This window comes from Massilia eurypsychrophila (genome assembly GCF_002760655.1).
In the GTDB taxonomy this organism is placed as follows: domain Bacteria; phylum Pseudomonadota; class Gammaproteobacteria; order Burkholderiales; family Burkholderiaceae_D; genus JAFCUW01.
In genome coordinates this window covers 1-13,213 of sequence record NZ_PDOC01000005.1, presented here as the reverse complement: position 1 = coordinate 13,213, position 13,213 = coordinate 1, and the positions used below count along the sequence as shown (strand labels likewise).

The following is a 13,213-nucleotide window of genomic DNA, read 5'->3' as shown; positions in this document are numbered from 1 at the left end:
GTGCATGCGCGGATCAATGTTGAGCGTGCCCGGGTGAATTCTGCAGGCGTAACATTTGCATTTATCCCGGAAGCGGAGTATAAATACTCCATAACCGGAGAAAACCATGAATCTCGCCTACGCCTACCCGAAGAGCCGTTTCGAACCTGCCGTCCTGGTCGACCTCAACGCCAGGGCCGAACGCGAGCGGCTGTCCAAGTCCGCCCTCAAGGGTTTTTTCAAGCTGGTCGCCGCCTGGCAGCTACGCGACGAAGACGCGCGCGAACTGCTGGGCGGCCTGTCCTCCTCCACCTTCTACGAGTGGAAAAAGAACCCCGAGCGGGTGCTGGAAGTCGACCGCATCACGCGCATCTCCTACCTGCTCGGCATCTACAAGGCGCTGCACATCCTGTACGGCGACAAACTGGCCGACGAATGGGTCACGCTGCCGAACAAGAACGCCGTATTTGGCGGCCGCACGCCGCTGTCGCAGATGCTGGCCGGCGGCCTGCTGGCAATGCAGACGGTGCGCAAGCTGCTCGACGCGCGGCGCGGAGGGCTGTGACCTTGGCCGCTTCTCCAACACTGACCGCGCTGCGCCAGTTCGATACCTGCCGCCTGATCCCGTCGCGCTTCGCCGATGTCGAAGATTCGGTGCTGGCCCCGCTGGCCGACGACGACGGCATGCTGCGCGACCTGTTCGAACTCGACAACGCGACCAACGAGCGACTGCGCGGCGAATATGGCGACCTGCCGGGCATCGGCGTCGACGAGCTGGTATTCGGCGTGCCGAACTTCCGCATCATCAACGCCGCGTACACGTATCCACGGCCGGAAGGCAGCCGCTTCAACGACGGCGAGCGCGGCGCGTGGTACTGCGCCTTTGAACCGGAAACCGCGCTGGCCGAGATCACCTTCCACAAAACCGTCGAGTATATGGAAATCGACCGCTTCGACGACAGCGTGACCTACCAGACCATGCTGGCCGATTTCACCAGCACCTTCCACGACTTGCGCGGACAGCGGGGGTTTTCAAAGGAGCTCGCACCGGACAGCTATGTCGCGTCGCAGCAGCTGGCAGCGCAGCTGCTCGAAGCCGGGTCGATGGGCGTCATTTTTCCCAGCGTGCGGCGGGGCGGCGGCACCAACCTGGCATGCTTTCGGCCCGCACTGGTGGGTAACGTGCGCAAAGGCGGCGCCTATCGGTTAACATGGGCGGGTTCGCCGACCCCGGTCGTCGATTCCATCTGACTTCTATTTTTAGCTTCCATGAATACTAATCCCGACAACGATACCGACCTGCGCCGCAAGATCAACAGCGAGACCGCGCGCATGCCATGGGCTGAGCTGGAGAAGCACTTTGCCCAGGGCTCAGTGGTTTTCGTCAGCCCGGACCTGGATCTGATTGACGTCGCCGTGCGCATTTCGCACGACGACAAGGACAGTATCTCCTCCTGGATGGGCGCCGGTAAGATCGGCAAGGTGACCGACGAGCAGGCGCAGGCCTGGACCGAGGGACAGGCGTTGCTGTGGACGAGCGTGGTGCACCCGTTTATTCTGGTCCAGCAGGAAAAAGCGAAGCTGAACTAGACGCCGCGAAATGGGCCCCGCGCTCGCATCTCTGCGCTAGCGCGACAAATCGACCGCGTACAGCGAATAACCCTTGCCGCCGCCATCATCGGCGCGCAGCAGCGACACATTCGATAACCCCGCCTGCTCCGCCAGCGCGAGCACGCCCGGCGCCGAGCGAAACACCACCGGCCCGGCCGTCTTCACTTTCGCAAACCGCCAGCTGCGCTGCGCCCCGTGCGACGCAAACGTCAGCTGCCTGGCGCCCTTGATGTACGCGATGAGCACATCGCGATTGTTGTCCGGCGACGCAAACACGGTCTTGCTGCCGTCGAGCCCAGGGAAGGCGCCGCCGCCACTGGCCCGGTAGTTATTCGTTGCGACGATGAACTCCTGATTTGGCGCCACCGGCTTGCCGCGGTACGTCAGCTTGCCGATGCGCTTGCCCGGCTTCTGGGTGACGTCGATCTCGTAACTGACGTCGATCGAGGTGATGGTGTCGAAGTTATAGCTCGGGAAGGATGGATCGACCAGCTCCTGCGGCGCCGCGGCGGCCGGATCGATCGTGTTGAAGCGCCCGGCGCCATGCTCCAGCCATGCCAACAGCGTAGCCCCGTCGACCTTCACCGCGTACAGCGTGTTCGGGTACAGGTACAGATCGGCCGCGTTATTGAGCGCGATATCGCCGGCCTTGACGTCGGTATAGTCGGTCACGCCGGCCGAGCCGCTCTTGAACGCCGACGCCATCGACAGTACCGGCAGCGCCGCGTACTGCGGCAAGCTGGCCTTCACATACGTCGTCACGTAATCTGCCTGCGCGTGGTTCACCACCGCGATTGCCGACACGTCGCCGACGTCGGCGAAATAGCTCGACATGCGAAAAGCGCTGGCGCCGACCGGCGTCTTGACGTAGCCGATGGTGGCCTCATGCTCGGCCGCGACCAGCGCCGCCACCGCCGGATCAGGCGCCACGAACGACTTGTCGGCCCGCTGCGCACCGCGCGCTTCGACCGTGGTCTTGCGCTTGTCGACGACCCAGCGCGCGCCGTCATGCGTCAGGTGCAGGCCGATCACACCGAGGTGCTTGCCCCACAGGTTGGCCATGGTGGTCGGCACGCCGTTGACCAGCCCAGCCGCCTTGTCGACGCCGGCCAGCTTGAACTGCGCCACTGCGCTGGCGGCATTCGGGAACACCTGGTGCGAGTGGCCAAGCAGCATGGCATCGATGCCCGGCACCTTCGACAGGTGGTAGTTGGCGTTTTCCATGTCCGGCGTGTACGGACTGTCGTCCAGGCCGCCGTGCGAGATCGCGATGACCAGGTCGGCGCCCTCGGCGCGCATCTGCGGAATGTACTTGAGGGCCGTTTCGCGCACGCCCTCGGTGTAGACCTTGCCGTCGAGCCAGCGCTTGTCCCATGCCAGGATGGTCGGCGGCGCGAAACCGATGATGCCGACCTTGACTGTCGCGGTGACCGGCTTGCCGTTGGCGTCCAGCGCGCTGACCTGCTTGGCAATGATGCGGTACGGCGCGAACAGCTGCTTGCCCGACTTTTTGCTATAGACATTGGCCAGCACCTGCGGAAACGCCGGCCCGGCGCAGCGCGGCCTGGCCGGATCGACGCCGTCGACGTCGAAACGGCTGCCTGTCACCTGGCTCAGGTAGGCCAGCCCATAGTTGAACTCGTGGTTGCCGATGCCGCCGCCGTCGAATCCGAGATGGTTCATGACCTTGTAGACGGTCAATGTCTGGTCGCAGCGCAACGGCGCCACCAGCGCCTGGTAATCGGCCAGCGCGGTGCCCTGGATGGTGTCGCCATTGTCGAGCAGCAGCGTGTTGGGAAACTCCTTGCGCGCCTGGGCGATCAGCGTCGCTGTGCGGTCCAGGCCGAAGGACGGATCCGGCGCCAGCTTGTAGTAGTCGTAGCCGAGCACGTTCGAGTGGATATCGGTCGTCTCCAGCACAGCCAGCACAGCCGTCGCGCCGGCGGGTACGACAGCGCGGTCGCCAGGCGCCGAACAGGCGCTCAGGATCAGGGGCAGCAGGGGCAGGCAAAACTTGGCGCGCATGGGGATCTGGTGTAATTGATGATGTTGGACAGCATGATACGCAGTGCGGAGTCCGGCATCAAGCCCGGAACCAACTGCCGCGCCGAGCTTCTAATCATCATGGGGGGAGGCCGAATGTTCCAACACAGCCACGCCATGCTTGACCGCGTCTTGCGCCTTGTCCTTGTTGCGCTGTTGCTGGCGTGCGTTGCGCCGGCCACCTCGGCCGCGCCGCGCGCCGCCGTGACCTTGCTGACGATCGACGGGCCGATCGGGCCCGCCAGCGCCGATTACGTCGTGCGCGGCATCGCCCGCGCGGCCACGGACGGCAGCCAGCTGGTGATCCTCCAGATCGACACGCCCGGCGGCCTCGACCTGTCGATGCGCTCGGTGATCAAGGCGATCCTGACTTCGCCCGTGCCGGTGGCCAGTTTCGTCGCCCCGAGCGGCGCGCGGGCAGCCAGCGCCGGCACCTATATCCTGTACGCCAGCCATATTGCGGCGATGGCGCCAGGCACGAACCTTGGCGCGGCCACGCCGGTGCAGATCGGCGCGCCCGGCATGGAGCCGGAGGGCAAGCCGCCGCCCGCCCGCAAGGAAGGCGAACCACGTGACAAGCCCGGCACGCCCGCCGGCACGCCACCGGCCGCCACGCCGCCGCTGACATCGGCGCTGGAACGCAAGGCTGTCAACGACGCGGCCGCCTACCTGCGCGGCCTGGCGCAAATGCGCGGGCGCAATGCCGACTGGGCCGATCGCTCGGTGCGCGAGGGCCTCAGCCTGTCGGCCGAGGACGCGCTGAAGGAACGCGTGATCGACCATATCGTACCGGACGTCGCGGCGCTGACGGCCAGGCTGGACGGCGCCATCGTGCAGGTGCTGGGCCGCCCGTTGAAGCTGCAAACAGCCGGTGCGCCGCTCGTCAACGTGCAGCCGGACACCCGCTCGCGCCTGCTCACCGTCATCACCAATCCGAGCATCGCGCTCATTTTGATGAGCATCGGCATCTATGGCCTGCTGTTCGAATTCATGAGTCCTGGCGCGGTCGCTCCCGGCGTCATCGGCGCCATCTGCCTGGTGCTTGCGTTGTACGGCTTGCAGTTGCTGCCGGTCAACTATGCCGGGCTTGCCCTCATTTTGCTTGGCATTACATTCATGGTCGCCGAGTCCTTCCTGCCCAGCTTTGGCACGCTCGGCCTGGGCGGCATCGCCGCGTTCGTCGCCGGCGCGCTGATCCTGATCGATACCGACCTGCCCGACTACGGCATTCCGATCTGGCTGGTCGCCACCGTGGCCATCGCCAGCGCCCTGTTGATGGCGCTGACTGTCAACGTGGCGCTGCGCTCGCGCCGCCGCGCCGTCGTCACCGGCATCGACAACCTGATCGGCACTGTCGCCGAAATGCTCGACGACACCGAGCGCGAAGGCTGGGCCAACGCCGGCGGCGAGACCTGGCGCGTGAGCACCGCGGTGCCGCTGCGGCGCGGGCAGCAAGTGCGCATCGTCGGGCGCGCCGGCCCGATCCTCGACGTCGCGCCGATCGACTACTACAACAAGGGAGAATTGCCATGATCTTCGAGTTCGGCTTTGGGCTCGGCGCCCTATTTTTGCTGTTGGCGGCGTTGCTGGCGACGTCGGTGCGCGTGCTGCGCGAGTATGAACGCGGCGTGGTGTTCCAGCTGGGACGCTTCTGGTCGGTGAAGGGGCCGGGACTGATCCTGCTGATCCCCGTGCTGCAGCAGATGGTGCGGGTGGACCTGCGAACGTCGGTGCACGACGTGCCGACGCAGGACGTCATCTCGCGCGACAACGTCTCCGTCAAGGTCAACGCGGTGCTGTATTTTCGCGTGATCGACCCGCAGCGCGCCATCATCCAGGTCGCCAACTACTTCGAAGCGACCAGCCAGCTGGCGCAGACCACGTTGCGCTCGGTGCTGGGCAAGCACGAGCTCGACGAGATGCTGGCCGAACGCGAGCGCCTCAATATCGACATCCAGCAGGTGCTCGACGCCCAGACCGACGCCTGGGGCATCAAGGTGGCCAACGTCGAGATCAAGCACGTCGACCTCGACGAGTCGATGGTGCGGGCGATCGCGCGCCAGGCCGAGGCCGAGCGCGAGCGGCGCGCCAAGGTGATTCACGCCGAGGGCGAGCTGCAGGCGTCCGAAAAGCTGATGCAGGCGGCCCAGGTGCTGTCGCAGCAGAGCGGCGCCATGCAGCTTCGCTACATGCAGACGCTGGCCAACATCGCCGGCGACAAGACATCGACCATCGTGTTCCCGATGCCGATGGACCTGCTGGCAGCCCTGGCCGACCGCGCTCCCCGCTGATCTTGCCAATGGATCGGGTATAATCGAAGGTTCGATTCAACCCAATTCAAGACCGGAAACGCCATGGAAGCCGAACGCATCAACGCCCTCTCCGCCCTGCTCAACGACCTGACCGGTCGCGAGGCCGAACTTCGGAGGTATCTTTGACTACGATAAAAAGTCAGAGAAGCTCGAACAAGTCAACGAAGAACTAGAAGATCCGACCGTCTGGAACGATCCAAAACGCGCCCAGGATCTCGGTAAAGAGAAAAAGGCGCTGGAAGGCGTCGTGCACACGCTGCAGAAGGCCGACGCCGACCTGAAGGACGCGCACGACCTGTTCGACATGGCGCGCGAAGAAAGCGACGACGACACGCTCGAAGCGGTCATCGTCGACGCCGACGCCATCAAGCTCGTCATCGAAGGCATGGAATTCCGCCGCATGTTTGGCAATCCCATGGACCAGAATAACTGCTTCATCGATATCCAGGCCGGTGCCGGCGGTACCGAGGCGCAGGACTGGGCCTCGATGCTGCTGCGCCAGTACCTGCGCTATTGCGAGCGCAAGGGCTTCAAGGTCGACATCCTCGAGCAGTCCGACGGCGAGGTCGCCGGCATCAAGACCGCCACGCTGAAAGTCGAGGGCGAGTACGCCTACGGCCACCTGCGCACCGAAACCGGCGTGCACCGCCTGGTGCGCAAGTCGCCGTTCGATTCGGCCAACGGCCGCCACACGTCGTTTACCAGCCTGTTCGTCTATCCTGAGGTGGACGACTCGATCGAGATCGACGTCAACCCGGCCGACATCCGCGTCGACACCTACCGCGCATCCGGCGCCGGTGGACAGCACATCAACAAGACCGACTCCGCGGTGCGCATGACGCACGCGCCGACCGGGATCGTGGTGCAGTGCCAGAACGACCGCAGCCAGCACCGCAACCGCGCCGAGGCGATGGAAATGCTGAAGGCGAAGCTGTACGAGCACGAACTGCGCAAGCGCATGAGCGAGCAGCAGAAGCTGGAAGACTCGAAGACCGACGTCGGCTGGGGCCACCAGATCCGCTCGTACGTGCTGGACCAGTCGCGCATCAAGGACCTGCGCACCGGCTTCGAGACCGGCAACACCAAGGGCGTGCTCGATGGCGACCTCGATGACTTCATCGCCGCCTCCCTGAAGCAAGGCGTGTAAGCGATGGGCCTCGAAAAAAGCGCATTCATCTTCGACATGGACGGCACCATCGTCGACAACATGGCCTTCCATACGCAGTCGTGGATCACCTTCTTCGAACAGCGCGGCATGACGATCGATGCGGAAGAATTTTTCCGCACCACCGCCGGCCGCCAGGGCAAGGAGATCATCCGCGCGCACATGGGCGAACACCTGTTGGACGACGAGGTGCTGGCGCTGAACCTGGAAAAGGAAACCGTCTATCGCGAGCTGTACGGCCCGCACCGCAAGACGGTGGGCGGCTTCGATGAACTGATTCGCCGCGCCAAAGAGCAAGGCGTGGTACTGGCCGTGGCCACCGCCGCGCCCAACGCCAACATCGAGTTCACGCTCGATGGCCTCGACCTGCGGCGCCATTTCGATATCGTCGTCGGCGCGGCCGACGTCGCCCGCGGCAAGCCGAATCCGGACGGCTTCCTGCTCGCCGCCGAACGCTGCGCCGTGCCGCCGGAACGCTGCATCGTGTTCGAAGACGCGCCGCTCGGCGTGGAAGCGGCGCGTCGCGCCGGCATGCGCTGCGTGGTGCTGACCACCACCCTGCCCGCCAACGCCTTCGACGAGTTCGAGAACGTCATCGCCGTCGCCGCCGACTTCTCCGAGCTCGACATCGACGCCCTGTTCGCAGACTGACCTGATCAACCTACTAATAAAACTATCATGACCACCGACATCCAGGACCACGCCGCGCAGCCGGCCGACGAAAACAAGATCATCGCCGAGCGCCGCGCCAAGCTGGCCACGCTGCGCGGCAATGGCATCGCCTTCCCGAACGACTTCCGTCCGCAGCACAAGGCCGCCGCCATCCACGAAGAATTTGGCGGCAAGACGCGCGAAGAACTCGAAGCGAACCCGGTGGCCGTGGTCATGGCCGGCCGCATGATGCTCAAGCGCGAAGCGGGCAAGAAGGCCGCCTTCGCCACGCTGCAGGATTCGTCCGGCGCGCGCGCCGATGGCCGCATCCAGATCTACGCCACGCTGGACCTGACCGGCGCGGCCGCGATGGAAGCGCTGCACCACTACGACCTGGGCGACATCCTCGGCGTCGAAGGCACGCTGTTCAAGACCAAGACGGACGAACTGACCGTCAAGGTCACCAACCTGCGCCTGATCACCAAGTCGCTGCGCCCGCTGCCGGACAAGTTCCACGGCCTGTCCGATCAGGAGACCAAGTACCGCCAGCGCTACGTCGACCTGATCATGAGCGAAGAGACGCGCCGCACCTTCAAGGCGCGCACCGCCGCGATGTCGTCGATCCGCCGCTTCATGGAAGAAAACGACTTCATGGAAGTCGAGACGCCGATGCTGCACACGATCCCCGGCGGCGCCGCGGCCAAGCCGTTCATCACGCACCACAACGCGCTCGACATGGAGATGTTCCTGCGTATCGCACCGGAGCTGTACCTCAAGCGCCTGGTCGTCGGCGGCTTCGACCGCGTGTTCGAGGTGAACCGCAACTTCCGCAATGAAGGCGTCTCGCCGCGTCACAATCCAGAATTCACCATGATGGAATTCTACGCGGCCTACACCGACTACCAGTGGATCATGGACTTCACCGAAGCGGTGATCCGCCGGGCCGCGGTCGACGCACACGGCACCGCGCTGCTGACCTACGGTGGCCGTGAGCTGGACCTGACCAAGCCTTTCCATCGCATGACGATCGTCGAGGCGATCAACAAGTTCGCGCCAGGCTACACCAACGAGCAGCTGCACGACATGGACTTCCTGAAGGCCGAGCTGCTCAAGTTCGGCGTCAAGCCGTTCGCCACGTCGGGCCTGGGTTCGCTGCAGCTGTCGCTATTCGAAGAGACCGCCGAAGCGCAGCTGTGGGAGCCGACCTTCATCGTCGACTACCCGGCCGAAGTGTCGCCGCTGGCGCGCGCATCGGACACGGCGCCTGGCATCACCGAGCGCTTCGAGCTGTTCATCGTCGGCCGCGAAATCGCCAACGGCTTCTCGGAGTTGAACGACGCCGAAGACCAGTCGGCGCGCTTCCTGGCGCAGGTGGCGGCCAAGGATGCGGGCGACGAGGAGGCGATGTTTTACGACGCCGACTACATCCGCGCCCTCGAATACGGCATGCCGCCGGCCGGCGGCTGCGGCATCGGCATCGACCGTTTGATGATGCTGATTACGGATTCGCCGAATATCCGCGATGTGATTCTGTTCCCGCACTTGCGCCGGGAAGAGTAAGAAGGCTTGTTTGAAAAGGGGGCTCGAATGAGCCCCGATTCAATATCCGGCGCGGACGATGAAGAAAACAACGGCGACCAATGATGACACGGTGCCGATGATCCGCCAGGTTTGCGCGTTCAAACTCTTCTGAACCACAGCCAACATGGCTTTCATTTCACCACGCAGCTTTTCATTGTCGACCCTCAGTGCGCTGATATCGGACCTAAGTTCAGTCCCTAGGGCGCTGATTTCGGACTTGAGTTCAATCTTAAGTCCGTAGATATCATCTACTCTGACAGCGTCGATGCGGCTCAGCAGATTTGCTTCAATCGCTTTCATCTCCAGGCGCCCGTCCTGAATCTCCGCCTTAAGTTCCAGCCGGACTTCCTGCAGGTCCGCCTTGGTGACGTAGTTTGAGCGAACAACCGCCAAGTCCGCCTTCAGGGACGAGAGGTCATCTTCAAAGGAGCGCGAGTCATGGTTCATACATCCATGATCCCGCTACGCGGGATCAGCGTCAACGGATGCACGATACGATCGCCACGCCCGTTGAGGCCTCTCAGCTAAGCTACTGAATCACGCGATAGCACGGAACATACGTCTTACCTGGCAGTTTCATCCGGCTCTGCTCGACGAATGAAGACAGCAGCGCATCCATCGGACCCATGATCGCCGGGTCGCCGTGGATTTCGAAGTGGCCAAATTTTTCGATCGCGCGGATTCCTTCATCCTTGACGTTACCTGCTACCACGCCAGAGAAGGCGCGGCGCAGGTTTGCCGCCAGCAGATGCGTGGCCTGGTTCTTGTGCAGGCTAAGGGCACGCATATTCTCGTGGGTCGGCTTGAACGGACGCTGGAATTCCTCGTCGATTTTCAGCAGCCAGTTGAAGTAATACGCGTCGCTGCGCGACTTGCGGAATTCGCGCACTTCCCTGATCGCGACCTGCATTTCGCGCGCCACCATTTCGGGATCGTCGACGATGATCTTGTAGCGCTGCTGCGCCGCCTCGCCGAGGGTCGCGCCGATAAACTCGTTGATCTGCTTGAAGTAGTCGCGCGAGGTTTCCGGGCCGGTGAAAATCAGCGGATACGGCATATCGGCGTTATCGGGATGGAGCAGGATGCCGAGGATGTACAGGATCTCTTCGGCGGTGCCGGCGCCGCCCGGGAACACGATGATGCCGTGGCCGGTGCGCACAAACGCTTCGAGCCGCTTTTCGATGTCCGGCATGATGACCAGGTCGTTGACGATCGGGTTCGGCGATTCCGCCGCGATGATGCCAGGCTCGGAGATGCCGAGGTAGCGGCCGCCCGTCAGGCGCTGCTTGGCGTGGCCGATGGTGGCCCCCTTCATTGGCCCCTTCATGGCGCCAGGTCCGCAGCCGGTGCAGATATCGAGGTCGCGCAACCCCATCTGGTAGCCGACTTCTTTCGAATAGTTGTATTCGATCCGGTTGATCGAATGGCCGCCCCAGCACACCACCAGGTTCGGATTGCGCTGCGGGCGCAGCACGTTGGCGTTGCGCAGAATGTGGAAGACCGAATCGGTGATACCGCCCGACAGCGAGTTGTCGAACTTTGGGTTGTCGGTGATTTCGCTGTTGATGAAGACGATATCGCGCAGCACCGCGAACAGGTGCTCGTGGATCCCCTTTATCATTTTGCCATCGACAAAGGCGATCGCCGGCGCACCCTTGATATCGAGCTTGATGCCGCGCTCGCGCTGCACGATGCTGATGTCGAACGACTTGTACCGCTCCAGCAGTTCCTTGCCGTCGTCGATCGAGCTGCCGCAGTTCAGCACCGCCAGCGCGCAATTGCGAAAGACCTGATACAGGCCGCCCTGGCTGGTGTCGAGCAGTTTGGTAACTTCGGCCTTCGACAGCACTTCGAGCCGGCCTTCCGGCGAAATTAGGGTATCGACAACGTCGTGGTCCATAGTACAAATTCCTTTTCTAATTCTGTGTAACGAACGAGCCTGCAATGCCAATATACGACAACTGAACCTACTTTGTGCAGTGCAGTTTGAGGCAGGGGTGCGCCGGGCCAAATGAGGCGCGATTAACACATCCGGCAAAAATTCGCTTGCGCCGGCCGATTTACATTAAAATGCAGCGCATTGGAATAGATGGCCTCACTCATCGCAAATCCGGCGGCGTGAGGGGCGATAGAAGCTCCATATGATTATCCATTCATAACTATATCCGGGAGATCCCGCATGAGCGGTGCTGCTACACCTACGAAGCCAGTCGTAATACCAGAATTCAAGCAGATAATGGGTCATCCAAGTCCGCTGTGGATGTTGTTCATGACCGAATTCTGGGAACGTTTCGCGTTCTACGGCATTCGCTGGGCGCTGGTTCTCTACATCGTCACCCAGTTCCATGGCGGTGCAGCTGCCGGCCAGGCCGACGCCAACCTCACTTACGGCTCCTACCTGGCGCTGGTGTATGCGGGCGCAGTGTTCGGCGGCTACGTCGCCGACAAAGTCATCGGTTACCAGCGCTCGATCCTGATCGGCGCCGCCTTCATGGCCATCGGCCTGTTCGCCATTGCGATTCCCGATCCTGATATCTTCAAGATTGGCCTGGCCACGATCATCGTCGGTAACGGCATGTTCAAGCCGAACATCTCGACCATGGTCGGCAAACTGTATTCGCTCGACGACACCCGTCGCGATAGCGGCTTCACCATCTTCTACATGGGCATCAACGCCGGCGCCTTCGTCGCGCCGATCCTGACCCAGCAACTGGCGCAGAAGGTATTCAGCATCGACGACATCCCGGCCTACAAGGTCGTGTTCATCGCCTCCGGCATCGGCATGCTGATCAGCCTTTTCTGGTTCGCCGTTGGCCGCAAGGCGCTCAAGGGCATCGGCGCTCCGGAAGCGGACGCACAGAACCCGATGCGCATGGTGTACGTGGTGCTCGGTTCCATCGCCGTGATCCCGCTGATGTACTTCCTGCTCAAGGCCGGCGCGGCCAACTTGCAGGTCGTGCTGACGATCCTGTTCCTCGGCCTCGTCATCATGCTGATCCGCGAAGGCATCCGCGACGGCGCCGTCGCCCGCGACAAGACGATCGCCCTGCTGATCATCTTTGCCTTCAACATCCTGTTCTGGATGTTCTTCGAACAGGCCGGCAGCTCGTTCACCTTCCTGGCCGAGAATATCGTCAACCGCGCCGGCGTGTTCGGCATGGCCGAATTCCCGACCGCCTGGTTCCAGAGCGTGAACTCGGTGGCCATCATCGCCTGCGCGCCGATCATCGCGTGGATCTGGGTCGCCATGGGCCGCAAGAACGTGAACCCGTCGATCCCGCGCAAATTCGGCCTCGGCATCCTGTTCAACGGCTTGGCTTTCGGCCTGCTGATGTACGCCCTGTCGTTCCTGGTCGACCCGACCATCAACAAGATCCCGTTCTGGACCTTGTTCGCGGTGTACTGGATCCAGTCGATCGGTGAGCTGTGCCTGTCTCCGATCGGCCTGTCGATGACCACCAAGCTGGCGCCGGTGCGCCTGGTTGGCCTGGGCATGGGCGGCTGGTTCCTGTCGACCGGTATCGGCAACAACCTGTCGGGCATCTTCGCCAGCCACGTCTCCGGCGAAGCCGGCATGTCGGTGGCGTCGGCGCTGTCCGGCTACACGTTTGGTTTCTGGTCGCTGATGGCCGGCGGCGTGCTGCTGTTCCTGCTCGCACCGATGATCCAGAAGCTGATGCACGGCGTCAAGTAAGCCAGTCGCACCAAGTTAAAACGGCGGCCTTCGGGCCGCCGTTTTTCATTTGTGCGCCCAGCATGGGCGCACTCCTGTGGGTGCAAGTCCCGCCGCGAGCTGACCACAGTGAGCGAAGTGAAGCGCAACTGCGGAAGGGTAACCGACCGTGGGAAGGAAGCGTGGAGCATAAATCAT

Annotated in this window: 12 protein-coding genes; 9 read left to right on the top strand and 3 right to left on the bottom strand. The window is 63.0% G+C overall.

All coding sequences use genetic code 11. The features are described from left to right. Positions 1-106 precede the first annotated feature (106 nt). Genes CR105_RS10250 through CR105_RS10240 form a run of 3 tightly spaced genes read left to right on the top strand, consistent with a single transcriptional unit; the run spans position 107 to position 1,569 of the window. Positions 107-544, top strand: a complete 438-nt coding sequence (locus CR105_RS10250) for an MbcA/ParS/Xre antitoxin family protein (protein ID WP_099788363.1) — start codon at positions 107-109, stop codon at positions 542-544. A 2-nt stretch (positions 545-546) separates the two neighbouring features. Further along, positions 547-1,230 (top strand): RES family NAD+ phosphorylase, encoded by a 684-nt coding sequence (locus CR105_RS10245; RefSeq protein ID WP_370660679.1) that lies wholly within the window; start codon positions 547-549, stop codon positions 1,228-1,230. Between the two features lie 18 nt (positions 1,231-1,248). Continuing rightward, positions 1,249-1,569, top strand: coding sequence for a DUF2288 domain-containing protein (locus CR105_RS10240; RefSeq protein ID WP_099788361.1), 321 nt, complete (start codon positions 1,249-1,251; stop codon positions 1,567-1,569). 36 nt (positions 1,570-1,605) lie between these two features. On the opposite strand, the gene CR105_RS10235 is transcribed toward CR105_RS10240, so the two are convergent. Then, entirely contained in the window at positions 1,606-3,615 is a 2,010-nt protein-coding gene (locus CR105_RS10235; RefSeq protein ID WP_099788360.1) for a bifunctional 2',3'-cyclic-nucleotide 2'-phosphodiesterase/3'-nucleotidase, read from the bottom strand. A gap of 114 nt (positions 3,616-3,729) precedes the next feature. On the opposite strand from CR105_RS10235, the gene CR105_RS10230 reads away from it, so the two are divergent. From CR105_RS10230 to lysS, 5 genes are all read left to right on the top strand, one after another. Further along, a complete protein-coding gene (locus CR105_RS10230; protein ID WP_218968686.1) occupies positions 3,730-5,166 on the top strand; it encodes an NfeD family protein in 1,437 nt (478 codons plus the stop codon). Next, complete coding sequence (locus tag CR105_RS10225) at positions 5,163-5,924, top strand: slipin family protein (RefSeq protein ID WP_099788359.1); 762 nt, start codon at positions 5,163-5,165, stop codon at positions 5,922-5,924. Before CR105_RS10230 ends, CR105_RS10225 begins: the two co-directional genes overlap by 4 nt. A 63-nt stretch (positions 5,925-5,987) precedes the next feature. After that, positions 5,988-7,092, top strand: a protein-coding gene (gene prfB, locus CR105_RS10220) for a peptide chain release factor 2 (RefSeq protein ID WP_131021856.1) whose coding sequence is annotated in 2 segments (ribosomal slippage) — positions 5,988-6,068 and positions 6,070-7,092 — 1,104 coding nt in all. Because the reading frame shifts where the segments join, the coding sequence is not laid out codon by codon here. A 3-nt stretch (positions 7,093-7,095) separates the two neighbouring features. After that, positions 7,096-7,761 (top strand): HAD family hydrolase, encoded by a 666-nt coding sequence (locus CR105_RS10215; protein ID WP_099788358.1) that lies wholly within the window; start codon positions 7,096-7,098, stop codon positions 7,759-7,761. 27 nt (positions 7,762-7,788) lie between these two features. Beyond that, a complete protein-coding gene (lysS, locus tag CR105_RS10210) occupies positions 7,789-9,321 on the top strand; it encodes a lysine--tRNA ligase (RefSeq protein ID WP_099788357.1) in 1,533 nt (510 codons plus the stop codon). A 39-nt stretch (positions 9,322-9,360) separates the two neighbouring features. Here the strand turns inward: lysS and CR105_RS10205 are convergent, their stop codons facing one another. Next, entirely contained in the window at positions 9,361-9,789 is a 429-nt protein-coding gene (locus tag CR105_RS10205) for a hypothetical protein (protein ID WP_099788356.1), read from the bottom strand. Between the two features lie 82 nt (positions 9,790-9,871). Further along, positions 9,872-11,242: a nucleotide 5'-monophosphate nucleosidase PpnN gene (gene ppnN, locus CR105_RS10200; RefSeq protein ID WP_099788355.1), complete on the bottom strand. Its 1,371-nt coding sequence runs from the start codon at positions 11,240-11,242 to the stop codon at positions 9,872-9,874. Between the two features lie 279 nt (positions 11,243-11,521). Between ppnN and CR105_RS10195 the strand changes: the two genes are divergently transcribed. Further along, complete coding sequence (locus CR105_RS10195; RefSeq protein WP_099788354.1) at positions 11,522-13,036, top strand: peptide MFS transporter; 1,515 nt, start codon at positions 11,522-11,524, stop codon at positions 13,034-13,036. Positions 13,037-13,213: the final 177 nt, after the last annotated feature.

What these genes read in the sequence shown, in the direction of transcription:
- CR105_RS10250 (WP_099788363.1), top strand. Translation starts at nt 107, where the DNA reads ATGAATCTCGCCTACGCCTACCCGAAGAGCCGTTTCGAACCTGCCGTC.
- CR105_RS10240 (WP_099788361.1), top strand. Translation starts at nt 1,249, where the DNA reads ATGAATACTAATCCCGACAACGATACCGACCTGCGCCGCAAGATCAAC.
- CR105_RS10235 (WP_099788360.1), bottom strand. Translation starts at nt 3,615, where the DNA reads ATGCGCGCCAAGTTTTGCCTGCCCCTGCTGCCCCTGATCCTGAGCGCC.
- CR105_RS10230 (WP_218968686.1), top strand. Translation starts at nt 3,730, where the DNA reads ATGTTCCAACACAGCCACGCCATGCTTGACCGCGTCTTGCGCCTTGTC.
- CR105_RS10225 (WP_099788359.1), top strand. Translation starts at nt 5,163, where the DNA reads ATGATCTTCGAGTTCGGCTTTGGGCTCGGCGCCCTATTTTTGCTGTTG.
- CR105_RS10215 (WP_099788358.1), top strand. Translation starts at nt 7,096, where the DNA reads ATGGGCCTCGAAAAAAGCGCATTCATCTTCGACATGGACGGCACCATC.
- lysS (WP_099788357.1), top strand. Translation starts at nt 7,789, where the DNA reads ATGACCACCGACATCCAGGACCACGCCGCGCAGCCGGCCGACGAAAAC.
- CR105_RS10205 (WP_099788356.1), bottom strand. Translation starts at nt 9,789, where the DNA reads ATGAACCATGACTCGCGCTCCTTTGAAGATGACCTCTCGTCCCTGAAG.
- ppnN (WP_099788355.1), bottom strand. Translation starts at nt 11,242, where the DNA reads ATGGACCACGACGTTGTCGATACCCTAATTTCGCCGGAAGGCCGGCTC.
- CR105_RS10195 (WP_099788354.1), top strand. Translation starts at nt 11,522, where the DNA reads ATGAGCGGTGCTGCTACACCTACGAAGCCAGTCGTAATACCAGAATTC.